Genomic DNA, 26961 nt, shown 5'->3' on the forward strand with positions numbered 1-26961 from the left:
AATCCCCTTTATCTATAGTAAAAAGTGACGTAATTTTCTTCATAACTGTGAAATCTAACAATAATCGAACATCAACTACTGAAAGTACTATAGCTAACATTCATGCATAATTATTGCGGAATTTCACGTATTAGTGCCCAATTTATATTATATCACTTTTTTGCTACCAAACAAACGATCGTGTTGTTATACTAGTACTAGCAGCAAGAGTTTTATACAGAAAAGGGGCTTTTTAATGGATGGAAAAACGCATTTTATTGTAGGTGGGATTGTAGGTATTGGTGTGGGGAAATATGTAGGAGTGGATTTACCTACCGCAGTTTCACTTACGCTTTTGGGAGGCTGTGTCGGATTAGTACCTGATTTGGATGTAAAAGGAACATTATCCAAAAGAATATCGTTGAATAAAAAGTGGCTTATATTATTATTAGGATTATTCGGGTTATTATTAATTGCATACAGTTTCGATAATGCTCCAGGAATAGAACGGTGGATCGGCTTGGGTGCAGGAATCGTATTGCTTACCTTTCCCTCCGTATTTGTTAAGCAAAAAATGATGCTATTGCTGACCGGACTCGCCGCATTAATGGCAGGATTTGCTATGCAAAGTATCTGGCTCATTATGCTAGGTATTTATATTAGCATCGCTTCAAGACTCCCCCATCGCTCCTTAACCCATTCCATAATTGGATTAACTTATTTTAGCGGTATTGGTTACTATTTGGAACAGGATTTACAAGTTGAGGGCATTATGCTAGTTTGCATCTTAAGCTACGCAAGTCATTTAGTTTTAGATATGAAATGGCTTCCAGGTAACAGAAAAGGTATTAAGTTATTCCAGCCTTTTTTTAAAATAGAAATGTAAATTTATGAAATTAACATACAGATTGATTGTTTTCACTTATATTATTTTTTCTAAGCATGTATAATAAAGAAACTAAACAAAGTCAGGAGGCACGAATCATGACTGAAGAACCTAAAAAAATTTCATTGCAAGAAGCTATCAAAAAGAAACTCGCTGAAAAACAAGCTGCCCAAAAATCACAAGGAAATCTAAAAGGTAGCACTGCGACTAAAAAGCTATCAAGTCAACAAACAAAAAAAGCGAGTAACACTAGACGTAAAATAGGTACGTAATATTCTGTACTTACATGCAAGGAGCAATTATAGCTTTTATCAAACTAGCTTATGGATGAAAAATGTCCATAAGCTCTTTATATGAACAGCTAAATGAATAGAATTAGGTGATCTTATGGATTTTGATATACGTTTTTTATCATTCTACGTCATTCAAGTAGAAGGTAAAGATGAGCAAGCAAGTAAACAATATAAACACTTTCAAACATTGGATATGGATGAATATGATCAGCACGCAATCAAGGACTTTTTGGACGGAGAACTGACGAAAATAGTGAAGCGAAAAGTAGAGCGCCATCCTAAAACAGAAGCAGCACCGACAAAACTCGGACGTTTTATCGTAGAAGAAGGACATGCGTTGGACTCTAACCCAAACTATAATCTGTTTAATCGTTTAAGAAATGCAGAATCAAAAACTGATTTTCAAGAAGGTAGTGAAGCGTTAGTACTTGCCTATCACGACACAAGTGCTGTGCGTGGAGGTGCATTTCTTGTTGCAGCTGCCCAACCAAAAAAATACTTTGATGACAAATTTGTCTTTATTATGAAATGCGATTTCGAACCAAAAGTAGCCTCCATCGCAGATGAATCTACGTTAATTCGCAATGTAGAAATGGCGATTACAACGAAAAACATGAAATCAATCCAATACCCGTACATGCCTGAAGAAGGAATGATTGAAGAAAGCGAATTAAAAATCCATCAATCATCCCACGCAAGATACTTCGAGGACTTCTTGAAATTTGTGGAATATGGTGAATCGATGCCAGAAATTTTAAGAACACAAGTAATTACGATGGTTGAAGAGCATTTTAACGAAGTATTAGCAGATAACAGCGAAGAGTTAGAGCAGTTTGAAAAGGAAATGGAAATTTGGGAAGCAAGCCCACAAAGAGAAATCCAAGAGCGTCTAACGACCGAACAAATTGTGGAAGCCTCTGCCCAAATAGTTGAGTTAGCTCCAGAAACCGAGTTAAAAATGAAACTTGGCGAAACATCCATCAAAGGATTGCTTGCTGATTTTGGCGAGAATATTCATCTAGCGAAAGTAAATGACAAGTATGTATTACTAGTAGAAGCAGATTCGGTTACCTTTGAAAAAGGAGTTTCACCTATTGAGTTTCATAGACCTGATGATTTGCATGAGTTGATTGGTAGATTGAATAAGAAGGAATAGTGGGATAGTAATTTGGGTAATAATTGATTAGAGAGTAGGAATAAACATAATTCTACTCATAAACATGTGGAAGGTTTTCTTAATTTATCAGAGTTCGAAAATAATAGGGATAGTTTCGGCTATCTCCTTTACATTCAGTTCATTTTTCCTTCCTATCTCACTACTACTTTAATGCAGCAACAGTTATTATCCCCCTACTTCTCTTGCATTTTTCATTCAATAAATACGACCCTTCTCTAAATCTACTATGTAATCGAAATTATATCTGTTTATTTCAATCCATTGACCTTTTGGTGGATTGACATTATAAATAATAAAATGTTGGTCTTATTTTAGTGCAACTTGCCTCAACAAATTATTGTAGGTCCGTAACTCTTTTATTTCACGCGGATACTTAGTTCTTGTCAGTATTATCCAATATGGATCTATTTAAAATATTTACACTCTCATTTAAGAAATCTTGATGCTGTTCAATCCCTCTAATTTTACACCAACCTATTGAGTTAAAAGCATCATAAAAAGAGTAGAAAGATAATACTTGATTTAAATCAATGATCGGCCGAATCGTTTCATATCCAGCGATGTACGCTTCTTTTGTTTTTGGATATTTATTAAAAATATCACGGTTTATTTTCGTAAAATCCATTTCTGTTGCACCTGATCGCGCACTTTCAAAATCAATAATTCCTACAACACTATCATCACGAATTAAGATATTCCCTGGTCGAAAATCCATATGTATAATTGATGGATTTTCAGGCTCTGGAAGAGCGTTAAAACGCTTTTCAAAATGAACGATGGATTTTTCGTATAACTCTGGTGAAAGCACTTCTTTTACATATGGTTCAAATTCCAAAAATTTTTTTCTAACAAACGCTGACCAATCATTATTATCTAACGACTGAAATCCTTTTTCTGAAAATGTACCATATTTCAGCATTGATACTGCATGAATTTTCGCGTGATTTACACCAATTTGATAAGCCAATTGTGGGCTTACCTTGCCAGTACACGGAACGCCGTTTATATTTTCTAATAATAATGCACCTGTATGGATTTCATCCCCTTCCCAAAAATCTAAAATAGTAGGTACACTTACTTCGTTATGTAAGAGGTTTAACGTTTCATATTCCCGAAAAAGTTTAGTTTTTGTATATGGAATTTTGATATAAACGTTTTCTTGATTTAATAGTTGTATTTTAAAGACTTCAGAGCTATGAGATTCCGGAACATCTTGTATCGTCAGTACATTTAACTTAAAATGGTCAATCGCTTCCTGTAGCTTCTCCACTTTACATATTCCTCCTTTGCTACTCCTTATATTTAAAAGGATTTTCTTTTAATTTATATTATTCATAGATTAGATAAAAAGACACATTCTTCTATATTGTATCGTTTAACTAATCGCTTTATTATTCAGTTACATTTGGTAATGGTTAAAGCATCTACCACTTGGCGAATATAAATCACAAGTAGTATTACTAGTAGTAGCGGACCATGAAAGTATAATGGTAAATAACAATAGAGTTGATAATTACTTTATTGTCTCACAACACAAAAACGACTAAAAATGGATAGGTACCTATTTCTAGTCGTTTTTGATATTTATTTCTACTTTCATTTTGTCATTTACTTTTTTCCATGACAGCAAAGTAATTTTCTTCATTATCAGCAAAATTAAATACTCTGCCAGTAGGCATACTTACAATTTCTCCGACTGTAATATTTTTATCAGAAAAGTCTTTATATAATTTATCGATATTTTCCGAGTAAAACATTAACGAAGGTGTATTAAGATTTAATTCGGGCTCCATTTTAGCAATTAATTTTTTATTATGTAGGATGATGCTCGTTTCTGCTTCCATTGTTGGTGCGATTTCAATCCATCTCAGTCCTTGGCCGTTATCCTCTTCAGAAACTACACTAAATCCTAATTTTTCTGTCCAAAATTTCAATGCCTCATCTTGGTTATTTACATATATCATAATTTGGCCAACTTTATTAATCATTTGCTTCACTCCATTCTGCTAGATAAGTTAATGTGGAACCTCACACATATTTACCTTCAATTTCGGCAAATAAACCTTTGGTATTAGCTCAAATTCCTCTCCCACCCAAAAAAGCGTTTGCCGCATTATTATCATAACATTCTTTGTATTTAGTTTCCTTCTTTTATTGTATAATAAATGGTATGTAAAGACTTTTCTTTTTTTATTCTATGAGTATTAAAGAATAATTTGGAAAAAATTTAATTGGGGTGAAATAATGGTTGATACACTTAGTTACTTTGTAGTTGTAATGCTGATTATCGGGTTCGCCTATGGTCTCATTAGACAAATTCAACATACATTTAATATTAGAAATGTAAATAAATCAGTATTTTTAAATTACAGAAGGTCATTAATTGGAAACTATCTATGTTGTGTTTCGTATGCAGGGTTTATTATTGCCTATACTTTAAATATTTTAGTTGCATCACGACTGTTAGCGACTACGTTTTTCACAAGTAATAACACAAGCCTTAGTTGCTTTATTTTTATTTTGCTACTTTTAGTCGCTAAATTTGGAATCATTCCAAAAAGATCTAATCCATTTGAAATACTACATTGATGCTTTCATATGATTTATAAATGAGTAAAAAGAGCTCATGTGATGCTCTTTTTTTATTAGTTCAATAACTTCTATTAACCCTTTGCCATCAAGTTAAACAGGTATAGGTAATCACTTTCCAGATACTTATGAAAGGGAACAACTTCTTCTTATTGCGATAAGTCAAAATAGTTTCATCTTCTTTACAACTGCATTTTATAAAACAGCCCGATTGTCAAAAGGCAGCTGTTTATTTATAAACTTTCCTTCTTCAATTTAATTAACTGAATATTCATAATAAAACAAGGATTATGGATGATACTTGTATACCACATATATATATAAGGAGATGATGACCTTGAAAAAATTTTCGATACTTGGTATTGCTCTTTTATAAGTGGCATGTTCTTCAGTTTCAACAGATACAGAAATACTTAAAGATTTGTATACAAAACCAGAGGTCAAATCAATAGACATGCCTGAAAATGCGCTTCTTGTAGAATGGGGTGAGGATTCAATGGATCGAGGAAATCACGATTATTCTTTTCAATACAATAGTGAATTAGTGATTGATCCCGATTTTTCAAATATAAACCGTGGGGAAGTAATTTACTATCAAACACCTGATTTCTCTCTTGAAAGTAATCCAGATTTCACTCCTTCAGAGTATAGTATCGCAAGGGTTGTTGCTCTGCAAGGAGAAATGGTAGAAATTAGAGAAGGTCAAGTATATATTGATGACAAAAAGCTGGATACTTTCTATTCAAAAGCCTTATTCACAGGTATGGAAGAAGAAACGTATTTTGAAAAAGCCGATCCAGTTAATTGGGTAAATGATGAGTATTGAAAAGAATATTTCACTACTAATATGAAACCTGTGCAGGTTACCGAAAATACTGTTTTTGTATTAGTCTACAATTGGTGGAGGGGAATAGATAGTAAGGATTATGGTGTTTTGCCAATAGATAAGGTGAAAGGAAAGGTATTAGGGTATAAAAAATGACGTTTAGTAATGTCAAAACGTTTGAATATTATTTGAAGCATTTTCTATTGTTTAAAAATATCTTTCTAGTTAACACCTTATCAGCGATTTCTAAACGCTGACAAGGTGTTTTTCATAAAAAGTCTCCTATGTCATTGGGCTAGATACTATATAAAACTAAATCCTTTTTCCATTATTTAAATAAACGCGCGTATACTTGATCGTTTGAATAAGCGTCTGATGTGTTCCCCGCATCTCCTTTTTGAATTCTTTGTTTACTAATTTATTTTTATAATGTTAGTCTTAAAAGGCTATACATATTTATTACAGTGAAAGAACTACTATGTCTAGGTATATGAAATGAGAAGTCCTTTAATTAGGTTATTGTTAGCGTGTCTATTATTAAAAATATAACATTAATGTGTGAGTTTAGTATGAATTTCCAGAGGAGTTATTTTTTATATTATAAATTGTGCTTTCCCACTGTGAAAGTTGAGTAATATAGTATTTACACGAGATTGTTAAGTATTAAATATATGATTCAATCTATCTTTTCTATCAAATTGTTATATTTCGTAACATAATTACCATTCTAGTGAAATATAACTGTTACATTCAACTGGTATAATATCCCTATGATTAAAAATAAAGGAGACTATTGATTTGAAAAAGATAGTAATTACTATGATTACAGCTTGTTTTCTAGTATTTGGGTTTTCAGATGTCTCATCGGCTGCGGCGCCTACTACATACAAAGTACAAAAAGGTGACTCATTGTGGAAAATTGCCACTAAACATAAAGTAACTGTTAGCCAATTAAAAAGCTGGAATGGACTTAAAAAGGATTTAATCAAGCCGAAGCAGGTTTTAAAGATTGCTAAACCTAAAACAACGGCAAAGAAAAAGGTAATAGCTAAAAAAGCCCCGGTGAAAAAAGCTGTTACACCAAAAAAGAAAGTTACAGCACCTAAAAAAGCTACATATAAAACAATGACAGTGAAAGCCACCGCTTACACAGCTGGCTGTAAAGGCTGCAGTGGAATTACTGCTACTGGTATTAACTTAAAGAAAAATCCTAATGCGAAAGTCATTTCTGTAGACCCGAAAATGATTCCGCTGGGGACAAAAGTTTATGTAGAAGGCTATGGTGAAGCTATAGCAGGCGATACAGGCGGCGCCATCAAAGGGAAGAAAATTGACTTACATATGCCAACTAAAAAGAAAGCATTAAATTGGGGCGTAAAAACAGTAAAAATTAAAGTTTATCGATAGTAGAAAAACAAACAAACCCAGATGGCTGACTAGCATCTGGGTTTGTTTTTGTTAAAAGCTTTTTATGTCTTCATCTATTTTCCAAAGTCTTTGCATCATTTCAGCGTGAGGGATTGGCAAATATGCTTGTAATTCCATCCACGCATGTTCATTTTCTACCTCACCTGTTCTTCCTTCTAAAATCTGCGATGAATAATCTGATATCTCTTGTAGACACCAACGATATAAATAAAATTCAAAGATTTCTATGTGAAGTTTCGTTTGTGGACGATCTTTTACATAGATGGATAGAAATGAGCCAAAATGATTATCCTCAACAAAAGCCATTAAATCACGTTCGACAGGACCAATGCCTATATCAGCAAAATCAATCAAATAAAGCTCTCCTTGTAAATCTCTCATGATGTTTGCATAATTCGGATCTCCATGAGTAATAGCCGTTTGCATGGGAAGCGTCAGCAATTCTTTTTGCATACTTCTCATTTTTGTTAATGTAGCCTGAATTTCGTCTGTTTCTTGTATTAATAAATCTCTTACAGATTGTTTATAGTGCGTTGTATCACATTTCCCGTTTTTCGCCATAGCTAATAGATGTAGAATGTTTTTTTCGAAGGGATTATTAAAAGTTTCTCTAGGTAGCTTCTTGAAAGTATTAGTATCTATACTGTGAAAGTCTGCCATTATCTTTGCAAGGTAGCTTCTATTTTCTTTCGTTATTTCACATTCATAGAGTGACTCGCCATGTACAAAAGGATAAATGGATATTTGATATGAATCAAAAAGTACGGAGCATTTTCCTTTACGTGTTTTGAGGGGAGGTAGAATATAACTTTTTCCATGGTCTCCATTTAAACGTTGGATCATTGTTAATGCTTCCTCTAGATGGGGTTGAATATGGAGCGCCTTAACAAAATAACACTCCCCTGCTTCTCCCTCTATATAATAACAATATCCTTCTTCCCCTTTAGGGATGAATCTTATCAATGACATATCGCCAATGGTAAAAGTATCATTGATACATGCCAATAGTTTACTTGTATCTATTAGACTATTATCAGTCTTCATCCATTTCTCCCCTCTCAACATTTTTTTGATTCTTTTGTGCCTGTTGAACATCAATTGATATAGATTGATAAAAAAGTCTTAAAACTCTATGAATTTTTAGAGAGGTTGGCTTGGTTTCTACCATCTTCTCTAAACTTTTATGCGTTTACAGTCAGATTATATTCAATACATTCACTTTATGCAAATTACATTCACTTACAAAATCTTTTCACAGCATAACTATTTTTTATTTTAATCCTTCATGATGTGTTGAATATTGCCATTGGCGGTATTAATACACGCCTCTCTTTAAATTCTACCGAATTAGTAAAGGTTGTTGTTTTCGAAGCGCTCCGTGTCTATATCCAACCTGATAGGCTTCATGACGCACCGCCGAAAGCGAGGTCGATTGTTCATGCATAGTGTATCTCCCACGGAATCTGTTAATTTGAATATTCCGTCTTTTAACCGTTGAAGTTCTGAAATAAGGCCAGATATAATAGTTCGTTGAAAAGTTTGTGCTTGGTGCAACAATTGTTCACAAAGGTCTATTCCAACAATTTCTGGGATATTGTTATTTTGCCGCCAAGCTCGTTACTGGCGTAGTTACTTAAGCTGAATACTCAACGAAATAAACAAGAGGAAGATTACAAGTTAAATAACAAGCAAGCCTCCCTCACAGATCGGAGAGAGGCTCTTTTTAGTTTAATGATAGATGTGTTTTTGATTTATTACAGCTTAACCCTTTGAAGCCTTAACGCATTCAAGACGACGGATACTGAACTGAATGCCATAGCTGCTCCGGCTACCCAAGGGGCTAACAAGCCAAGTGCAGCAACCGGAATACCGATTGTATTATAGAAGAAAGCAAAAAATAGATTCTGCTTAATGTTGCGCATCGTTTTTCGGCTCATGATGATAGCGTCCGCTACGCTGTTTAAGTCCCCACGCATGAGGGTAATGTCAGCCGCTTCAATGGCAATATCTGTTCCGGTACCAATCGCCATTCCAATATCCGCAATGGCGAGCGCCGGCGCGTCATTAATACCATCTCCGACCATGGCCACTTTTTTACCTTGCGCTTGCAATTTCTTAATTTCCTCGCTTTTCTGTTCCGGAAGAACCTCTGCGATGACATGGCTCAATCCGACTTGTCGTCCGATTGCTTCAGCCGTATGCTGATTGTCACCCGTCAGCATAATGACATCCAATCCGAGTTCCAGCATTCTTTCGATTGCCTGTTTGGATGTTTCTTTCACAGTGTCTGCAACTGCCACGACGCCCGCAAGCTTCCCATTGATTGCGATAAGCATCGCTGTTTTCCCTTCATTTTCCATTTTCTCCATTGTGAATTCAATGCTGTGAAGAGCCACGTCCCGGCTGTGCATTAGTTTCCTTGTACCGGCAAGCACTTGTTTTCCGGCGACTTCTGCTTCAATTCCGTATCCAGGGAGTGCATGGAACGCTTCTGGTTCGATCAATTCGATTCCTTTTTCTTTGACACCCGTTACAATTGCTTGTGCCAATGGATGTTCGGATTGATTTTCAGCTGAAGCAACCAATTGCAAAACATCCTGTTCTGAAAATCCTTCCGATAAGATGACGTCTGTCAATGCAGGTGCACCTTTCGTAACCGTTCCCGTTTTATCCAACACGACTGTGTCAATTGAACGCGTATTTTCAAGGTGCTCCCCGCCTTTAAAGAGCATGCCCATTTCAGCAGCTCTACCGGAACCTGCCATGATGGATGTCGGTGTTGCCAATCCTAACGCACACGGACATGCAATGACAAGTATGGAAATAGTCGGGATGAGTGATGATCTAAAATCGCCTGGCGTTACGACAAAATACCAGATAAAGAACGTCAAAATCGCGATACCGACAACGATTGGGACGAAGATGCCAGAGATTTTATCTGCCAAACGCTGAATTTCTGCTTTCGATCCTTGCGCTTCCTCAACGACTTTGACAATTTGCGATAACGCGCTGTCTTTTCCAATTTTAGTTGCTTTAATTTGTAACGATCCGTTCTTATTAATTGTTGCACCAATAACAGGGGCCCCAACAACTTTATCGACAGGAATACTTTCTCCTGTGATCATCGATTCATCAATTGCCGATTGACCAGAGATGATTTCTCCATCGACTGGAATCTGTTCGCCCGGCTTCACAAGGATAATATCTCCTGCCACTACTTCTTCAATCGTTACTTCCAGCTCAATACCATCTTTTAATACGCGTGCAGTTTTCGCTTGCAGACCGAGCAATTTCTGAATAGCCTGGCTCGTTTTCCCTTTGGCACGCACCTCAAATAATTTACCAAGTACAATAAGTGTAAGGATGACGGCAGACGCTTCAAAATATAGTTCTGGTTCTCCAACACTACCTGCTTTCATCCATTCGAAGCTCAAATATAAGCTGTAAAAATAAGCAGCACTTGTACCGAGTGCGACTAAAACGTCCATGTTGGCACTTTTATTTCGTAAAGCGGTATATGCTCCTTTGTAAAACTGTGCACCGACGATGAATTGGATTGGTGTCGCAAGAGCCAACTGTAACCATGGATTCATCAAAAAGTGCGGCAAGTATAAGAAAGAAAGGAATTCGAAATGCGCGACCATCGTCCATAACAATGGGAGGGTCAATATCGCAGAGAACAGGAACTTTCGAGTTTGCTTCTTGATTTCCTGTTCTTTATGGTCCATCTTTTCCTTGCCGTCCGTTTTTGGAATCAATTCATAGCCCATTTTCTTCACATTAGCCATCATTTCATTCTGGTTCGTTTGACTGCTATCATAATCGACAGTGAGCGTTTCAATTGCGAAATTGACCGAAGCGCTTGAAACACCTTCCATCTTATTAATGCGCTTTTCAATTTTCGTCGCACATGCTGCGCACGTCATTCCCGAAATATCAAATTCGACTTTATCCTGAATGACGCCGTAGCCCAATTTTTCAATCCTTGCTGTAAAATCATTGACGTTCGTTTTTTCCGGATCGTAGACAATTGTGGAACTTTCCAATGCAAAGTTGACACTCGCCTTTTCGACACCTTCTATTTTAGATACTCCTTTTTCAATCCGATTTGCACAAGCCGCACATGTCATTCCGTTAATCTTTAAGGTTTTTTCTATAGTAGCCATTTGTATCCCTCCAATACTACGTGGGGGTATATTGTTTTGAAAAAAGAAGGATTATACGGTTGACGTATAATCACTTCTTAGCCGCTTTATACCCCCACGCGGTGTAAGCGGAAGATGCTAAATTACTGTTTTTCAAGCAACTTCATATCCTTGATCTTCAATGGTTTCTTTGATTTTTTTTAATGTCTCTATATTGTCGAACTCAACCGTCACTTCATTGTTTGCAAGGGCTACTTTAACGGATGAAACACCTTTCAGTTCGCCAACACTTGACTCGATTGAATTTACACAATGACCGCAAGACATACCTTCTACTTTTAATACTTCTTTCATGATAAAATACCTCCTGTTTAGTTGTTACTCACAATATACCATACCCTATACCGGTATATAAAGTGAAATTTAATATTTATTTGGTCATTGTTTTCATGACACTCATAAGCTCTTGTATGGCCGCCTCACCGTCTTGCCCTTTAATGGCATTTACAACACAGTGATGCGTGTGGTCTTCTAATAAAGCTAGAGAAACTTTGTTCATCGCGGATTGGATGGCACTGATTTGATGTAGAATATCTACACAATAGCGATCATTTTCGATCATTTGATGAACGCCTCTCACTTGTCCTTCTATTCGTTTTAACCGATTTAAAAGCTGTTGCTTATTTGGTTGGACAGTTTTCTTTTCCGTTTCTGACATATCGTCACCCCTCATAATTCTCCAGGATACCCCGTACCCCTATAATAACACCTGTGAATCAGAAGGGCAATGATATTGTCCTACACAACAACTGTGTCCATTTGCTGTTAAACAGCCAACAACTTCTTAATTTCATCCTCATTCCGCTCAAAACCGATCAATACTTTCGGCTTGCTCCTGATTCCCAATAGCGACTTTTGCTTAAACACGAATGCGGGCACAACCCGCGAACCACTTACTTTAATAAGCTTTTTTTCTTTTTCCGGTTCTTTCGATAGATCATAGTCGATGTACGGAATATTGTTTTCCGCAAGAAAGGCTTTTGCCTCTTGGCAATCCGAACATGTCGGCCTCGTATAAAGTTCAAATTGAGCATTTTTCATAAGTCATCACCTCTTATTATGGGATTGATGTCAAGAATGATTCATTTAACCTCAATGACATATGAATACACATACACGTTTCCATTAAATTGAAACTCGGTCCAAAGTTTGTATTTTCCGGCATCAGCCAGGACAGTATCAAATTGAGTTTTGTCCATCGCTGCCGGGTGCACATGGATAAATTTCTCGGCATTTTCATCTAAAATGACGACATGTCCTAAAGCGCCTAAGTAAGGTTCAGGCGTTTCTCCCTTTAAATCAAACAGTAAAGAGATTTCTTGACCTACTTCAAAAGTATTGGCCTTTAATTCAACAGTATGACCGTCAACAGTTTTGACGAAATCCGTATCAACAGATAGGTCATTTGTGCCGTGCTTTTGATGTGCATATCCAACATGAAGCTCGATTGGTGAAACTGTATAAGATAGATTTTCTGGGGCAATATCTACAAATACCTTGTATTCGTTATCCGCCAATTCTTTTTGTAAAGTATAAATGCCATCACTTTGTTTCTTGGGATGACAATGAAAATATTCCTCTAAATCTGCACTTACTATAATTAAATGCATTTCTTTCTCATGGGAAATACCTAATTCTGGTGCGTTTCCATGTTGATCTTTCAACTCAATTGTAATGACACCCTCTTCGTACATGACATTTGCTGTCACTTCACTTTCTCCTTGTACTGTAAGGTGATGATGGTGGTGGTTATGATGTTCTGCATGATGATCCATCTAGTATTCCTCCTTTAATAACTTTCCTGTATAGTTCCCTATTCGTAAAATCTTATACACCATAGGGGTATACAGTTTATAAAAAATATATACCCATAATTCCTTTTCATTAATCATTAGAGGCTGATTACTCGAAAATGAAGCGGGTATTGGCGTTTATCTACATATTAATATACCTCTACCCCGTATGTAAAGCATTTTGTTTCATTCTCAAATAATCAGTGACCGAAGCATTGCCGCCGATCACTGATTGTCTTAATAATGCTGATGGTCGCCTGATGATTCGGGTTTCGCCTGGCAGAGAACTGAATCGTCGTGCTGGTGGGCAGACGTTTCTAATTGAATAGTAGCGTGATGAATATTTTGATGCAATAGGCCATGTTCGAGGTTACGAAGCAACTGCTCACTTTCCCCTATCGTCATTTGATCATCTACAACCGCGTGGCAGGAGAGCGCGGTTAATCCGCTCGTAATAGACCAAACGTGTAAATCATGAACACTTTGGACCCCATTTACATTTAGGATTGTCTGAATGATTTCATTCATGTCAACATTTTGGGGTACGCCTTCCATCAATACATGGAGACCAGACTTCGATACAAAGTAACCGCTGCGTAAAACAAGAGCTGCTACGATGACACTCGCCAACGGATCAGCCCAGCCCCAGCCGAAGAACATCATAAGCAACGCCGCGGCAATCGCCCCGATGGAACCTAACATATCACTAATGACATGGAGATAAGCTCCCTTCATATTTAAATTCTCTTCAACGTCTCCGCCGCGCATCATAATCCATGCGACGAGAATATTGACGGCCAATCCGATACTACTAACGATCAGCATGCCTGTCGTCGCAACTTCAGGCGGATTTGCAAAACGTTTAATGGCTTCATAGAAAATATACAAAGCAATAACGATCAATGTCACACCGTTTAATACCGCCGCTAAAATCTCAAATCGCTTGTAACCGAATGTCTTACTTTTACTTGCTACCTTTTCCCCTAATTTAAATGCTAGTAATGCGATTGCCAGCGAAATGGAATCGCTCAGCATATGGCCTGCATCTGCCAAGAGAGCAAGGCTGTTCGTCAAAACCCCTCCGATCGCTTCCACAATCATGTAGGAAGTAATGATTAAAAAGGAAATCAATAATACTTTTTTATTCGCACCATGTGTATAGTCGTGTCCATGGTCATGTCCCATTTGTATATCCCCTCCATGTAATTAATTATGAGTCGCATGTAATCGTCTGCTTCAATAAATTCATAACATGATGATCGTCCTCCGAACAGTAAAGCGTCGTTCCTTCTCTTCAGAACTTCACTAAACAACCACTGTTAATGAGAAACGGACGAATCGCTCAAATTAAACGTCTTAGCTCATTCTTCGAATTCTCATCTTGACATAATAAATTCCCTATTCCCGTCGAATCACTTAATGCCTTGAACATTTGAGAAACGACAATTAGTGTTTCTTTCTTCGTCCAAAGGCTACTCTATATTTTTTCCTTTTTCATTTCAACTACCCTCCAATCATTCATCTTAAATTCTCTTATATGAAAGTATGTTCATATACTAATTTACATTTTAGTGTATGTCAACAAAATATGCATTACCCCCCTATTTTTTTGTATTAAGTAATTTATAAATAAATGCATATCCTATATTTTATGCATAATTATTATCAATAATCATCCCCCCTCTTTACATACCCTATATAGGTATTATATTATAGCTTTATAACTACTTCAAAAGAAAGGTGTGTACTATCATGGAACAACTGGATAATAAAGTAGTGAAATTAGCTATCAACGGAGGGATATCATTCGGCTCAAAATTAAACGCAAAGCAATTAATGATCCTCGCCGAGTATTTAGAAGAAGATCAGGAATTGGAATTAACGACATTCCAGCAACTATATATTGAAGTGTTAGAGAGTAAAGTTGAATCTATTCAAATGAAATTCAAGGATGTCGGGCTTTACTGCTATCCGATCGGAAATTACGTGAAAAGCTTGCGTCATTGTAATTTTTGTAAAGGTGCCGAGGAAGAAGGAATGCCTACTGCTATCGAGCTGAATAAGCGGATTGCAGGAAAGCATGTCCCCTTCACCCTTCGACCAGCCTATACTGGTTGCCCAATCGGCTGTGGTGAACCACTTGTCAATGACATCGGCGTCATCAAATCCCGGAAAGGCTATGACTTATATATAGGAGGGAATTCCAAAGGATCATATGCGAAGACAGGCTCTCTTTTACTGGAACAGCTCCATCCAGATGAACTATACGATGCAGTCGATAAGGTGCTTGCTTTCTATGCTGAAAATGGTAAGAAAAGAGAGCCGTTTTATAAATTTGTTAATCGTTTCGGTGTGGATTGGATTAGACAAGAAATCAATCATTAATCAAAGGGTCGATCTATTTTCTCATATTTGCTCACAACACTAATAGGAGGCGAAATAATTTATGCGATTAATGATAAAGTTTGCTGTAATTACAGGTTGTGTTGCCATAATTGGTGGATGCAGCAGCAATAATCCTAACAATGACAATCATGTTGAGCACCCAATAACAAAGGAAGATACCAATACAGTAGACCATTCAGCAACAGGCACTTACATGATGGGAGAACATATGGATCATGACGACGTGTTGCGTTTACACGATTCCACAGGGGAAAATGAATTGAAAATTCCTCAAGTACTCAAAGGTGAGCACAATGGAGAAATAGTATACACGGTGCGAGCGCAAAAAGGGGTAACTGAAATTTTTGATGGTACAAAAACAGAGACTTACGGCTACAATGGAACGTTTTTAGGCCCGATGATTCCTTTGAAAAAAGGAGATAAGGTTAAAATTAGAATGATAAATGAATTAGATGAGGAGACAACTTTTCATTGGCACGGATTGGAAGTGCCAGGAGATATAGACGGTGGGCCGCATGATCCGATTAAGCCTGAAGAAGAAAAAGTCATTGAATTCAAGGTCAATCAAGAAGCGGCGACTCTATGGTTTCACCCCCACCCTACAGGGAAGACTGCTTCTCAGGTCTATCAAGGACTTGCGGGTTTACTCTATATTGAGGACGAAAACTCGCAAAGCCTTCGTTTGCCAAATGACTATGGAAAGAATGACATCCCATTAATTTTTCAAGATCGTATTTTCGATGATAACAAGCAACTAAATTACAATTCTATAATGAACAGTGATGGAACAATCGGTGATACATTATTAATCAATGGAACGGTAAATCCAAAATTGACCGTACATAAAGGGAAAATCCGCTTCCGATTAATAAACGGATCGAATGCGAGAAACTACACATTTAAACTAAATACAGGAGACACCTTTGTTCAGATTGCAACAGACGGTGGTTTTTTAAATAAGCCAATATCCATGAAGGAAATAACACTGACCCCTTCAGAACGCGCCGAAATCATTATAGATTTCACAAAGCTGAAACCAGCTAATGATATTGCGCTAATCAATGAGGATGGCTCTATCCTTTTGCCTTTTGATGTGACTAGTCAAAACGGATCGACGAGTGAAATTCCACGTGTGATAAATGATTTTTCAGTGACTGATGAAGAAAAGAACTTGCCAGTCACAAAGACAGTAGAACTCTTCGGCATGATGGAACATGTAACAATCAATGGGAAGAAGTTTGATCCAAATCGAATTGATTTCACCCAAAAGCAAGGTGTTACAGAAGTATGGGAGATCTATAATAAACCGGATATGATGGGCGGGATGATCCATCCGTTCCACATTCATGGGACACAATTTAAAATTATTTCAAGGGATGGAAAAGAGACGGCTGAAAGTGAACAGAGTTGGAAAGATAGCATTTCAATAAAACCGGACGAAAGGGTAAAAATAGCGATTCAATTTAAGAAAAAGGGTGTTTATATGTTCCATTGTCATATTCTTGAACATGAAGACAACGGTATGATGGGACAGGTGAAGGTGGAATAAACATTTATTGCTTTTGGGACATCAATTAATACAGATTAATAATAAGTCGTAAAAGTACATGACTTTATTGAGACTTAGGGATGTTGTTTCCAGCTGCGATGTATAAAAAGGAGAATACACGCAGTCCATATCCATAAAAACGACCGATAGTTGAACCTCTTTTACATTCACTAACCTTTACCAAAGCAAAAACAGGCTATCCCACCATAAATGGGATAGCCTGTAAACGTTGATATATCAATGTTTTTATAAAGATTAACGTTTTGAGAACTGTGGTGCACGACGAGCGCCTTTAAGACCGTATTTCTTACGTTCATTCAGTCAACATTAGCCGGAAAATAAATAGAAAAATTTTTCTGAATTAAAAAGGTTGTTTAATTTCTATAAGCAAAGGATTATCCAATTGAAAACGTTGAATAAATGCTTCTGCTGCTCTTAATGATTCAAAGTCGTTTTTCCCTATACAATTACCAGTAATCTCCACATCAATACCATCAGTATCAGTAAAAGAAATTACTCCTCCTTCACTAAACCTAACCATACCGTTTTTTAATAAGTATATATATGACTGATTTGCAGTAAAATGGATGAGAATACTATAATAAGCATCTATATCTTCTTTATCAGCATCTTGTTGATAAGGATTTTTATTTTTCCAAAACAAATGTATCCTCTTCCTCTCTTTTATTATTTATTAGCTCTTCGCAGTGAAAAACTGGCCATTTATTGACCAGTTTTTCTAATTCCAATTAAATGGCGTTTGTTGGTACACATAGTAATTCAACCAATTGGAAAATAATAAATGGCTATGAGAGCGCCATGTATTACTTGGCTTCTTCGTATGGTCATCATTTGGAAAATAATTTTCAGGTGGTAAAATATCCACACCTTTATTTAGATCCCGAACGTATTCTTCTGCTAATGTCGTCGTGTCATACTCAAGATGACCAGTGAGCATAATATTTTTTTCATCTTTTGAAATAATCATGAAGGGACCTGCACCTCCATTGGATAGCAATATTAATTCTGGATGAATCTCAACTTCACTACGGTCCACACCCGTATAGCGAGAATGTGGCGCCAAATAAATATCATCAAAACCATGTACGAGTTTAATAGTTGGATCAGATATACTATGCTCATAAATCCCTGATACCTTCGCCGGGAGTTCATATTTATCAATATTGTAATGATGATATAACGCAGCCTGCGCTCCCCAACATATGTGCATCGTAGAGGTTACATGTTTTTTAGACCATTCCATGATCATTTTTAATTCATCCCAATAATTCACCTGTTCAAATGGTAAATGCTCGATTGGAGCGCCTGTAATGATCAAACCATCAAAGTTTTTCTCCTTGATCTCTGAAAATGTCGTATAAAACTGATCGAGATGCGATTTGCTCGTATTTTTCGATTCATGCGTCTCCATATGGACAAAAGATATATTTAGTTGTAACGGCGTATTTCCAAGTAGCCGCAACAATTGGACTTCTGTTTTTTGCTTTTCTGGCATTAAATTTAAAATAAGAATATCCAATGGGCGGATATCCTGGGTAATTGCCCGTTCTTCATCCATCACAAATATTTTTTCTTTTTCTAATATTTCTCTTGCAGGCATTTCTTTTGGAATATTAATCGGCAAAATAAATCCTCCTCGCGACAAAAAAACTAATACAAATCATTATAGAGTTATTTGAGAATTACGGCAACTATGATTTTCCACTTTTCTATTTATCTACATACATGCCGGTGCAATCAAGGTATTCATTCCTTTTTATCCATACTTTGATAAAATACGATTCTATTTTTAAAGGGGTCATCGATAGATAATTCTAATGCATTCCAAGGCGTATTTTCCAGACCCGGTCGTGCGTATTTATAATTTTTTGCAAGCAATTTAGATTGAAGCTCTTTAATATCTCCCACTTCAATTCTAATAGCAACTCCAGGACTACTATCACCATGATGTTCAGAAAGATGAATGATGCAATCACCATTTGATATTTGCATGTATAACGGCATACCGGCTTCAAATCTGTGTTCCCAATCTATCGTAAATTCTAAAAACTCAACATAGAACTCTTTTGCCTTTTCTTCATCAAACATTCTCAATATTGTGATAGCACTTTTCATAAAAGCGTCTTGGGGATTCATACATTCATCTCCTTCTCATAAAAAAAGTATTAATTCTCATCATAACATTTACAAGCCCACTTGGACAGGTAATATTGAACTTCACATACCTGTTTCCAAGCATAGGCCTACTATTATTTATCATGCTAGTTATCTGATGAATGAGTATGTGCAACTTTAATGTTTTGCTTAAGTTTTCACGAGTTACTGTCCACTCAACCTCGGGTACAAGCCACTCGCGGGATTGTTGGCCGCTCAACCATAACCCCCGCTCACCACCTATGGGAGCCACTAATTATTTATCTATATCTGATATTATAAACATCTTTCTCGATTGAAACTTTCGAAAAAAAGTTCCATACAAGGAAAAACAGGTATGTTAAATTTAACATACCTGTTTCTCCTGTTTTTATTTATTTAGATACGATAAATCTATCATGCCTTCAATATCGTTACTTGGAACATAGCCAGCTTCTTTACTAATATCAGCCATTTCTTGAATGACTTGTTCATTTACATCTGTTGTTACCTCTAATCTTTTAAATGCCGCCGCTGTTTCCTCTTTATTAATTTCTTTGCCAGTTAAATCTTTAATATGCTTAATTACTAATTCCTGTGCTCCCTCTGGATTTTCTTGGATAAAGGAAACTGCTTTTTTATGTGCTTTTATATAGGAGTCAACAAGCTGTTCATTTTCTAAAAATGCGTCACTTGCAGCTACAACTGTATTTGTTGATTCTTTTCCCCAGGCAAATTGATCCCAGTCAAGCAGTAGTTTCCCGTTTGCCTGTGTTTCAAGAATGTTTCCCCATGGTTCTTGTGTCGCAGCTGCATCAACTGATTTTTGAACAAATAATGTCGCAGTATCTGCTGGTGCTGCTGCGAATAATTCAACTGTTCCACCATTTTCTTTCGCTTTCAAATTAACAGTTTGCAATGCTTTTCTCAACATAACATCCTGAGTGCTCCCTATAACAGGAATGGCTACTCTTTTTCCATCTAGATCCTCTAATTTTTCAATGTTGCTGCCTTCGCTTGCAACAAGCACTGCGCCTCCATTAACTGCTCCAGATATAATATGAAACTTCGGATTTTTCACGTAAAAATTAAGCAATGGACCTGGACCGACTGTTCCGACATCAATTGCCTTTGTTGTCATGGCCTCCATAAATAACCCACCATTACTCACAGTCTTTGTTTCTATTTTTACATCAGCACCAAACTCTTCTTTAAAATAGTCATTTTCAAGTGCAACGATTGTAGCTATATGTGTTAAGTTTGGAAAATAACCGATTTTCACCGTTTGCTTGCCATCTTTTTTATCACCTGCATTTTCACCTTGTGCACATGCTCCTAAAATTCCGATAAATAATATAGCGATGACACCGAGCATTGTTTTTTTCAACATGATACATTCTCTCCCTTTATCTTATTTCACTATATTTACTGCTGATTGACTCCCCACTTCGTTTGAACAGATCGTTCCAAACGCATAAATACTACATTATCCATAATTGTTCCGATTACAGCAATAATAATCATGACGGAAATAACAAGATCCATTTGACCGAGGGATCTGCCTGTTTCTAGCAGCTGCCCTAGACCTCCACCTGCACCAAGTAATTCCCCAGCCATTAATGCTCTCCAAGAAAATGCCCACGCAATCCGTAAACCGGAAAGTAGTTGTGGAACGGATGCTGGCATAATGACGGTTCGAAGAAAATGGAATCCGCTTGAGCCAAACGTCTTCGCCACTCGCTGGTATAGCTGTGGAACATTTTTAAATCCGCTCGTTGCACTGATTGTCATCGTCCATGTTGCACCAATGGTAACGATAAACAAAATAGCGAAATCATTTAGTCCAAACCAGATAATCGCAAGTGGAAACCAGACAATGCTTGGAATCGATTGAAGTGCGGTTACTAAAAAACCAAGCGTATCTTCAACTATTTTGAATCTCCAGATAAAGTAACCCATGATAACACCTAGAATAATAGCAACGGAAAAACCAATTAAAATTCTACTAAAGCTTTTCCCGATAGCCGCTGTAATTTGTCCGTTAATCAATCCATTGAACAATGTTTCGAATATTTGAGCCAACCGCGGAAACATGAAATCCGGGAGACCTGAGAATCTAGATGTGACTTCCCATATCGCCGCTATCATTGCGATGAATATGATCCGTCTTAAAGCTGTAGTCATCACCCATCTCCTCCTTTAACACTTTTTCGATTTCATCTTGCAATATCGATAATATTCTTTGTTCCGTATGAAGTGTCACAGTGTCTGGCATGACACCATCTTTCGTCGTTGGAATAGTTATAACATCTTTAATTTTTCCAGGACGAGTTGCGAAAACGACCACTTTTTCTGATAGTAAAACAGCTTCACGAATATTATGTGTAACAAAAAAGATCGTTACTTTCGTTTTTCTCCAAATATCTAGCAGTTCTTTATGCAAGACCATTCTTGTTTGCTCATCAAGCGCAGAAAATGGTTCATCCATAAGTAAAATGTCTGGCTCCATGACTAGTGCGCGGGCAATGGCTACCCTTTGTTTCATACCACCAGATAGTTGATGTGGGTATGCATTAATATATTTGCTGAGATGAACCATCTTTAATATATCGATTGCTTTAGCATTCGCTTCTGCTTTTGTCATTTTTTTCAAATATAATCCGTAAGTAACATTTTCAAGTACAGTAAGCCAAGGAAATAATCCTGCTTCCTGAAAAACAACGACACGATCGGGACCCGGTTTTTTTACTTCTTTTCCCTGTATGGTGATTCTCCCTTGATCTGCCTTCTCTAGACCCGCAATGAGATAAAGCAATGTAGATTTCCCACAGCCTGAAGGCCCTACGATTGAAACAAAGCTACCTTTATCAACATGCATGTCGATGCCGTCTAATACTATAACTGTTTGATTCTTCTCATCTTTAAAACTTTTATTTATTCCATCGATTGATAAATACATTTCTTCACCCCAAAAACATAGTCTGCTATGAGCATATTACTCATTATGATTAATCCCATTGTTTTAGTCAACTATAAAACAAAAAAATGTAGAACCCCCTTGTTCAAGGGCGTTCAGTTTGTCTAAATAAATCACTTGATAAATATCTTTCTCCAGTATCTGGTGCAATACATACAACTGTTTGACCTGGGGATAATCGTTTAGCTACTTGTAACGCAGCATAGACTGAAGCACCACCTGAAGGTCCTAGTAACATTCCCTCTTTCGCTGCCAAGTTTCGCACAGTACTATATGCTTGATCATCTTCAATTTGGATAATTTCATCATATACTGATGTATTTAATATGGAAGGAATGAATCCTGGGCTCGTTCCAACTAACTTATGTTTACCAGGCTTTCCTCCTGATAATACTGGAGATCCAGCTGGTTCGACGACATGAACTGTAATCGAAGGATCATATTCCTTTAAAGTCTCACCCGTACCAGTAATTGTACCTCCCGTTCCAGAAGTTCCAATAAAAGCGGCTAATTTTTTACCGTTCATTTCCATTGCCTCGATAATTTCTGGTGCTGTCGTTGTGCGATGGATATCAGAATTCGCTTCATTTTCAAACTGCATTGGTACAAAGCTATTTGGTGTTTTAGCTGCGATCTCTTGTGCCTTTTTGATAGCTCCAGGCATCTTTTCCTCATTTGGTGTGAGTACCACTTCGGCACCATATGCTTTTAAAATATTGATGCGTTCTGCTGTAGCAGAATCAGGCATCACGATGATGGAGTGATATCCTCTTGCTGCTGCATTCATTGCCAAACCGATTCCTGTATTTCCCGATGTTGGCTCAATAATAGTAGCTCCAGCAGTTAGAAGACCCGATTTTTCAGCTTCAACAATCATATTATATGCCGCCCTATCCTTTACACTGCGGCTTGGATTAAAATATTCAAGTTTTACATATATTTCAGCACCATTCTGATCGGGAAGTTTATTAAGCCTTACTAAAGGTGTATTCCCTATTAAATCAGCAATGTTGTCTACGATTTTCATGATCATCATTCCCGCCCTTCTTTTACTTAAACGTAAGTTCCATTATAGCAAACCTAAAAGTAATTAATCAAACCCGAATACAGAGAATTATTTAATACAGTTTAGGGAATTATGAAAAAAAGAGAGATCATCTATAAAACGAATGATCTCCCTCATTACTTATCCACTTTCTAATTTTATATAGCTATGAAAAAGTCCATAATAGAAACCTTTATTACGTAGTAAAGACTCATGGGTTCCTTTTTCAATGATGATTCCGTTGTCTAACACAAGGATTTGGTCTGCTTGCTGAATCGTATTTAGCCTATGTGCGATAACAAAACTTGTGCGTCCTCTCATCAGTCTTTGCATTGCTTCTTGAATTCTCATTTCTGTAATTGTATCTATATTGCTTGTCGCTTCGTCCAAAATCAATATAGAAGGATTGGAAAGCATGGCGCGTGCAATCGATAAAAGTTGTTTTTGTCCTTGGCTAATCCCACTTCCATCTTGTTTGAGCTCCGTATCATATTGATTTGGCATTTTCATTATAAATGAATGGGCATTAGCCATATCTGCTGCATGCTTTATTTCTTCGTCCGTTGCATCCAATTTTCCGTAGCGGATATTCTCCTTGATAGACCCTTGAAACAAATAAGAATCTTGTAAAACAAACCCCATCTTACTACGAAGACTGTCCCTTTTTATATTTTCCACATCATGCCCATCTACCGTTATCATGCCCGATTCGGGATCATAAAAGCGGGCAAGCAAGTTAATGATGGTTGTTTTGCCTGCACCAGTAGGACCAACAAGTGCAATGGTTTCCCCTTGTTGAGCTTGAAAACTAATATCATTGATCGTTTGTTGATCATCCCCATAAGAAAAAGATACATGTTCGAACACAACTCGGCCTTTTATATTTGCTAAATCAATGCTCTCCTTATTATCCAGCTCTTTATCTTCGTCTAATATATCGAAAACTCTTTCTGCTCCTGCAACTGCTGAGAGTAGTGTATTAAATTGATTGGCGAGATCATTTAGGGGTCGAGTAAACTGCCGTGAATATTCGGTAAAGACAATGATAACCCCAATCGTAATATGCCCTTTAACTGCAAATATCCCTCCTACCCCTGCTATGATGGCAAAGTTTAAATTATTTAGCATGTTCATCAATTTTGGGATAAAGCCTGAATAAGTCTGTGCCCAATATCCAGCATTTTTTAAGCGTTCATTTTTTTCCATAAACTCAGCGATCATCTTCTCTTCTTGCGAAAATGTCTTGACGATCGTTTGCCCGGAAATCGTTTCTTGAATGAATCCATTCATTTCTCCAAGATATTTTTGCTGTTCTTTGAATAACCTTCCAGTGCGATTTGTAATCCATTTCATTCCGAAGTACATAAATGGGACAACGGCTAAAGAAATTAATGTAAGAATCGGACTCAGTATAAACATAACGGTGATCGTTCCAACAAGCGTTAACACACTTGAAAATAGTTGAATAATAGAGCTATTTAATGTTTGACTAACATTATCAATATCATTTGTGAGCCTACTCATTAGTTCACCATGCTGACGCTTATCAAAAAATTTAATAGGTAAACGATGTAATTGATGAAAAAGCTGTGTTCGCATTGTAAATACTGTCTTTTGACTAATATTTATCATCCAATAATTTTGTAAAAAACTAAATAACGAGAAGCATAAATATACTGCCGCGATGGTAAGAAGAATGATGACTAGCGTATTTCCTTGATTCTTTGCAATATACTCATCTACTGTTCTACCGATTAAATAGGGTCCAAGTAGTCCTAATCCGGAACTTATTAATACCATAGTCAGGACTAGAATCAGTTGCCCTCTATGGACATCGAGGTATTTCCACATTCGCAGTAGTGTGTTTTTCCAATTTTTCGCTTTTAAAGGTGCGCGATTTGATGCTCGCATTTTACTAGACATCTGAGAGCGCCTCCTTTGCAAATTGAGATTGATAAATATCCTGATAAAGTTTAGATGTCTCTAATAATTGATCATGATTTCCGTTTCCAATGATCTCCCCTTCATGTAGTAACATAATTTGATCTGCTTCCATTGCAGTTGTGATTTTTTGTGTAATGATAAATGTAGTACAATCATATTTTTTCAAAGCGGATAAAAGCTTTGCCTCTGTTTTCATATCTAACGCACTTGTACTATCATCTAAAAATAGCAATCTAGGTTTTCTAATAAGTGCCCTAGCTATCGAGATTCTTTGTTTTTGACCGCCTGATAGATTGACTCCTTTTTGCCCAATTTTCGTGTCGTATTTCTGTGGTAGCTGCTCAATCGTTTGATGAATTTGTGCGTCTTTTGCACTTTCCATCATTTCTTGAATGGAGGCATCTTCTTTTCCCCATGCGATATTTTCTTTAATTGTTCCAGTAAAAAGGATGGATTCTTGCGGGACAAACCCAATCTGCCGTCTAAGGATTTCTAGTTTCATTTTGCTAATATCTATTCCATCAATTTTAATGGTGCCTTTATTCACATCATATAGTCTTGGTATGAGTTGGAATAATGCTGACTTTCCGGAACCTGTTGCTCCCAGCACAGCTACTGTCGCTCCTGGTTTTACCATTAATGATACATTTTCAAGAACTGGTTTATCTGTACCTGGATAGGCAAAAGAGACATTTTTAAAAACGACTTCTCCACTAGTTATTTGTTTTTTTGAAGAGCTTGCCTTCGTATCTAGCAAATCAACATCTGTTACTAGCACCTCAGAGATTCTTAAGGAGGATGCCCTTCCACGCGAAATTGCCATAATAATAAATGTTAACATGGAAAGCGCTGCAGTAATTCGGAATCCGTAGTTAATAATTGCGACAACTTTACCAACCTGCATCCCGTTTTGATTTACTTGTATACTTCCAAACCATAATATGGCCAAGATAGCTAAGTTCATCACAAATAGAAGAATAGGAGCTAATACTTCGACTAATCGTAAAGCCTTCACTGTTTGATTCTGCAAATCTTCATTTACATGCCTAAATCTTTTTTCTTCATATTTTCTTCGAATAAAAGCTTTAATCAAACGCATACCAATCAAATTTTCTTGCATCACATTATTCACTTTATCCAATTTCTTTTGGACAAATTGGAATAACCTATCACTTTTAGTCATCATCCAAATTAATAAGACGATCAATAGAGGGATGGGAATGATGAGAATTAGAGCAAGCTTCGGATCCACAATTAACGCCATGATCGCACCTCCAAATACTAGCAATGGAGCACGAAGCGCAATCCGCAAACTCATGAAAACCATGTTTTGGATTTGCGTAACATCATTCGTTAATCGTGTGATTAATGAAGAAGTTTGAAAACGTGATAAATTATTAAAAGAAAACGCCTGTACTTTTTTAAACAACGCCGCTCTCACATCATAACCAAAGCTTTGGCTAGCATGCGAAGAAAAAAAGGAATTAGTAATCCCGGCTACAAAACCGAGCAATGAAATGCCTACCATGATACCTCCCCACTTCATGACAGCGTTTAAATCATTTTGCATAATTCCATTATCGATTATTTTCGCCATAAACAATGGGTGGAAAAGTTCTACGGTTAGCTCAATTAACATAAGACCCCACGCTATAGACATAGATATTCGATATGGCTTTAAGAAAGGTAATACTTTCCTCATGTAACAAT

27 protein-coding genes are annotated in these 26961 nt (G+C 36.8%); 8 read left to right on the plus strand and 19 right to left on the minus strand.

Features of this window, described 5'->3' with window-relative positions:
- Positions 1-235 precede the first annotated feature (235 nt).
- From MHB53_RS04740 to MHB53_RS04750, 3 genes are all read left to right on the plus strand, one after another.
- Positions 236-865 carry a metal-dependent hydrolase gene (locus tag MHB53_RS04740; RefSeq protein WP_340915995.1) on the plus strand — a complete coding sequence of 210 codons (630 nt, stop codon included), beginning with the start codon at positions 236-238 and terminating at the stop codon, positions 863-865.
- 98 nt (positions 866-963) lie between these two features.
- Positions 964-1137 (plus strand): hypothetical protein, encoded by a 174-nt coding sequence (locus MHB53_RS04745; RefSeq protein ID WP_340915996.1) that lies wholly within the window; start codon positions 964-966, stop codon positions 1135-1137.
- Positions 1138-1252: 115 nt separating this feature from the next.
- Positions 1253-2314 carry a DUF3900 domain-containing protein gene (locus tag MHB53_RS04750; protein WP_340915997.1) on the plus strand — a complete coding sequence of 354 codons (1062 nt, stop codon included), beginning with the start codon at positions 1253-1255 and terminating at the stop codon, positions 2312-2314.
- A 394-nt stretch (positions 2315-2708) separates the two neighbouring features.
- On the opposite strand, the gene MHB53_RS04755 is transcribed toward MHB53_RS04750, so the two are convergent.
- Both MHB53_RS04755 and MHB53_RS04760 read right to left on the minus strand, forming a co-directional pair.
- On the minus strand, positions 2709-3605 hold the full coding sequence (locus tag MHB53_RS04755; RefSeq protein ID WP_340915998.1) for a phosphotransferase family protein: 897 nt from the start codon (positions 3603-3605) through the stop codon (positions 2709-2711).
- Between the two features lie 334 nt (positions 3606-3939).
- Positions 3940-4323, minus strand: a complete 384-nt coding sequence (locus tag MHB53_RS04760; protein WP_340915999.1) for a VOC family protein — start codon at positions 4321-4323, stop codon at positions 3940-3942.
- Positions 4324-4579: 256 nt separating this feature from the next.
- Here MHB53_RS04760 and MHB53_RS04765 point away from each other — a divergent pair, with 256 nt between their 5' ends.
- The 3 genes from MHB53_RS04765 to MHB53_RS04775 all read left to right on the plus strand — a co-directional run bounded on the left by MHB53_RS04765 (position 4580) and on the right by MHB53_RS04775 (position 7157).
- A complete protein-coding gene (locus tag MHB53_RS04765; protein WP_340916000.1) occupies positions 4580-4924 on the plus strand; it encodes a hypothetical protein in 345 nt (114 codons plus the stop codon).
- Positions 4925-5420: 496 nt separating this feature from the next.
- Positions 5421-5750: a S26 family signal peptidase gene (locus MHB53_RS04770; protein ID WP_340916001.1), complete on the plus strand. Its 330-nt coding sequence runs from the start codon at positions 5421-5423 to the stop codon at positions 5748-5750.
- Between the two features lie 798 nt (positions 5751-6548).
- Complete coding sequence (locus MHB53_RS04775) at positions 6549-7157, plus strand: 3D domain-containing protein (RefSeq protein ID WP_340916002.1); 609 nt, start codon at positions 6549-6551, stop codon at positions 7155-7157.
- Between the two features lie 51 nt (positions 7158-7208).
- On the opposite strand, the gene MHB53_RS04780 is transcribed toward MHB53_RS04775, so the two are convergent.
- The 7 genes from MHB53_RS04780 to MHB53_RS04810 form a co-directional block, all read right to left on the minus strand.
- Positions 7209-8222, minus strand: a complete 1014-nt coding sequence (locus MHB53_RS04780) for an aminoglycoside phosphotransferase family protein (protein WP_340916003.1) — start codon at positions 8220-8222, stop codon at positions 7209-7211.
- 710 nt (positions 8223-8932) lie between these two features.
- Positions 8933-11344 (minus strand): heavy metal translocating P-type ATPase, encoded by a 2412-nt coding sequence (locus tag MHB53_RS04785; RefSeq protein WP_340916004.1) that lies wholly within the window; start codon positions 11342-11344, stop codon positions 8933-8935.
- Between the two features lie 132 nt (positions 11345-11476).
- Positions 11477-11677, minus strand: a complete 201-nt coding sequence (gene copZ / locus MHB53_RS04790; RefSeq protein ID WP_340916005.1) for a copper chaperone CopZ — start codon at positions 11675-11677, stop codon at positions 11477-11479.
- 76 nt (positions 11678-11753) lie between these two features.
- On the minus strand, positions 11754-12041 hold the full coding sequence (locus tag MHB53_RS04795) for a metal-sensitive transcriptional regulator (RefSeq protein ID WP_340916006.1): 288 nt from the start codon (positions 12039-12041) through the stop codon (positions 11754-11756).
- Between the two features lie 107 nt (positions 12042-12148).
- Positions 12149-12424 (minus strand): glutaredoxin family protein, encoded by a 276-nt coding sequence (locus MHB53_RS04800; RefSeq protein ID WP_340916007.1) that lies wholly within the window; start codon positions 12422-12424, stop codon positions 12149-12151.
- 41 nt (positions 12425-12465) lie between these two features.
- Complete coding sequence (locus MHB53_RS04805; RefSeq protein WP_340916008.1) at positions 12466-13158, minus strand: hypothetical protein; 693 nt, start codon at positions 13156-13158, stop codon at positions 12466-12468.
- Between the two features lie 255 nt (positions 13159-13413).
- Positions 13414-14361 (minus strand): cation diffusion facilitator family transporter, encoded by a 948-nt coding sequence (locus MHB53_RS04810; RefSeq protein ID WP_340916009.1) that lies wholly within the window; start codon positions 14359-14361, stop codon positions 13414-13416.
- A gap of 567 nt (positions 14362-14928) precedes the next feature.
- Between MHB53_RS04810 and MHB53_RS04815 the strand changes: the two genes are divergently transcribed.
- On the plus strand, positions 14929-15561 hold the full coding sequence (locus MHB53_RS04815) for a nitrite reductase (RefSeq protein ID WP_340916010.1): 633 nt from the start codon (positions 14929-14931) through the stop codon (positions 15559-15561).
- 61 nt (positions 15562-15622) lie between these two features.
- Positions 15623-17131, plus strand: a complete 1509-nt coding sequence (locus MHB53_RS04820; protein ID WP_340916011.1) for a multicopper oxidase family protein — start codon at positions 15623-15625, stop codon at positions 17129-17131.
- 255 nt (positions 17132-17386) lie between these two features.
- Here MHB53_RS04820 and rpsI read toward each other — a convergent pair whose 3' ends face one another.
- The 10 genes from rpsI to MHB53_RS04865 all read right to left on the minus strand — a co-directional run bounded on the left by rpsI (position 17387) and on the right by MHB53_RS04865 (position 26953).
- Complete coding sequence (gene rpsI / locus MHB53_RS26255; protein ID WP_404818399.1) at positions 17387-17452, minus strand: 30S ribosomal protein S9; 66 nt, start codon at positions 17450-17452, stop codon at positions 17387-17389.
- A gap of 40 nt (positions 17453-17492) precedes the next feature.
- Entirely contained in the window at positions 17493-17795 is a 303-nt protein-coding gene (locus MHB53_RS04825; RefSeq protein ID WP_340916012.1) for a hypothetical protein, read from the minus strand.
- Positions 17796-17870: 75 nt separating this feature from the next.
- Positions 17871-18776: a homoserine O-acetyltransferase MetA gene (gene metA, locus MHB53_RS04830; RefSeq protein ID WP_340916013.1), complete on the minus strand. Its 906-nt coding sequence runs from the start codon at positions 18774-18776 to the stop codon at positions 17871-17873.
- 122 nt (positions 18777-18898) lie between these two features.
- A complete protein-coding gene (locus MHB53_RS04835; RefSeq protein ID WP_340916014.1) occupies positions 18899-19288 on the minus strand; it encodes a glyoxalase superfamily protein in 390 nt (129 codons plus the stop codon).
- Between the two features lie 388 nt (positions 19289-19676).
- Entirely contained in the window at positions 19677-20675 is a 999-nt protein-coding gene (locus tag MHB53_RS04840) for an aliphatic sulfonate ABC transporter substrate-binding protein (protein ID WP_340916015.1), read from the minus strand.
- A gap of 35 nt (positions 20676-20710) precedes the next feature.
- Entirely contained in the window at positions 20711-21469 is a 759-nt protein-coding gene (locus tag MHB53_RS04845) for an ABC transporter permease (RefSeq protein ID WP_340916016.1), read from the minus strand.
- Positions 21402-22244, minus strand: a complete 843-nt coding sequence (locus tag MHB53_RS04850) for an ABC transporter ATP-binding protein (RefSeq protein WP_340916017.1) — start codon at positions 22242-22244, stop codon at positions 21402-21404. The genes MHB53_RS04845 and MHB53_RS04850 overlap by 68 nt, the downstream gene beginning before the upstream one ends.
- 103 nt (positions 22245-22347) lie before the next feature.
- Positions 22348-23289: a cysteine synthase A gene (gene cysK, locus MHB53_RS04855; RefSeq protein WP_340924475.1), complete on the minus strand. Its 942-nt coding sequence runs from the start codon at positions 23287-23289 to the stop codon at positions 22348-22350.
- 159 nt (positions 23290-23448) lie between these two features.
- Positions 23449-25230, minus strand: a complete 1782-nt coding sequence (locus tag MHB53_RS04860; RefSeq protein WP_340916018.1) for an ABC transporter ATP-binding protein — start codon at positions 25228-25230, stop codon at positions 23449-23451.
- Positions 25223-26953, minus strand: coding sequence for an ABC transporter ATP-binding protein (locus tag MHB53_RS04865; protein WP_340916019.1), 1731 nt, complete (start codon positions 26951-26953; stop codon positions 25223-25225). The genes MHB53_RS04860 and MHB53_RS04865 overlap by 8 nt, the downstream gene beginning before the upstream one ends.
- Positions 26954-26961 lie beyond the last annotated feature (8 nt).

The organism is Bacillus sp. FSL K6-3431 (assembly GCF_038002605.1).
Lineage (GTDB): Bacteria > Bacillota > Bacilli > Bacillales > Bacillaceae_C > Lederbergia.

Coding starts and splice junctions, on each gene's coding strand:
- MHB53_RS04760 (WP_340915999.1), bottom strand. CDS start 4,323: ATGATTAATAAAGTTGGCCAAATTATGATATATGTAAATAACCAAGAT.
- MHB53_RS04860 (WP_340916018.1), bottom strand. CDS start 25,230: ATGTCTAGTAAAATGCGAGCATCAAATCGCGCACCTTTAAAAGCGAAA.
- MHB53_RS04740 (WP_340915995.1), top strand. CDS start 236: ATGGATGGAAAAACGCATTTTATTGTAGGTGGGATTGTAGGTATTGGT.
- MHB53_RS04765 (WP_340916000.1), top strand. CDS start 4,580: ATGGTTGATACACTTAGTTACTTTGTAGTTGTAATGCTGATTATCGGG.
- MHB53_RS04745 (WP_340915996.1), top strand. CDS start 964: ATGACTGAAGAACCTAAAAAAATTTCATTGCAAGAAGCTATCAAAAAG.
- MHB53_RS04800 (WP_340916007.1), bottom strand. CDS start 12,424: ATGAAAAATGCTCAATTTGAACTTTATACGAGGCCGACATGTTCGGAT.
- copZ (WP_340916005.1), bottom strand. CDS start 11,677: ATGAAAGAAGTATTAAAAGTAGAAGGTATGTCTTGCGGTCATTGTGTA.
- MHB53_RS04820 (WP_340916011.1), top strand. CDS start 15,623: ATGCGATTAATGATAAAGTTTGCTGTAATTACAGGTTGTGTTGCCATA.
- MHB53_RS04780 (WP_340916003.1), bottom strand. CDS start 8,222: ATGAAGACTGATAATAGTCTAATAGATACAAGTAAACTATTGGCATGT.
- MHB53_RS04865 (WP_340916019.1), bottom strand. CDS start 26,953: ATGAGGAAAGTATTACCTTTCTTAAAGCCATATCGAATATCTATGTCT.
- MHB53_RS04815 (WP_340916010.1), top strand. CDS start 14,929: ATGGAACAACTGGATAATAAAGTAGTGAAATTAGCTATCAACGGAGGG.
- MHB53_RS04840 (WP_340916015.1), bottom strand. CDS start 20,675: ATGTTGAAAAAAACAATGCTCGGTGTCATCGCTATATTATTTATCGGA.
- MHB53_RS04850 (WP_340916017.1), bottom strand. CDS start 22,244: ATGTATTTATCAATCGATGGAATAAATAAAAGTTTTAAAGATGAGAAG.
- MHB53_RS04805 (WP_340916008.1), bottom strand. CDS start 13,158: ATGGATCATCATGCAGAACATCATAACCACCACCATCATCACCTTACA.
- MHB53_RS04795 (WP_340916006.1), bottom strand. CDS start 12,041: ATGTCAGAAACGGAAAAGAAAACTGTCCAACCAAATAAGCAACAGCTT.
- MHB53_RS04770 (WP_340916001.1), top strand. CDS start 5,421: ATGGATCGAGGAAATCACGATTATTCTTTTCAATACAATAGTGAATTA.
- cysK (WP_340924475.1), bottom strand. CDS start 23,289: ATGAAAATCGTAGACAACATTGCTGATTTAATAGGGAATACACCTTTA.
- MHB53_RS04835 (WP_340916014.1), bottom strand. CDS start 19,288: ATGAATCCCCAAGACGCTTTTATGAAAAGTGCTATCACAATATTGAGA.
- MHB53_RS04845 (WP_340916016.1), bottom strand. CDS start 21,469: ATGACTACAGCTTTAAGACGGATCATATTCATCGCAATGATAGCGGCG.
- MHB53_RS04810 (WP_340916009.1), bottom strand. CDS start 14,361: ATGGGACATGACCATGGACACGACTATACACATGGTGCGAATAAAAAA.
- MHB53_RS04785 (WP_340916004.1), bottom strand. CDS start 11,344: ATGGCTACTATAGAAAAAACCTTAAAGATTAACGGAATGACATGTGCG.
- MHB53_RS04750 (WP_340915997.1), top strand. CDS start 1,253: ATGGATTTTGATATACGTTTTTTATCATTCTACGTCATTCAAGTAGAA.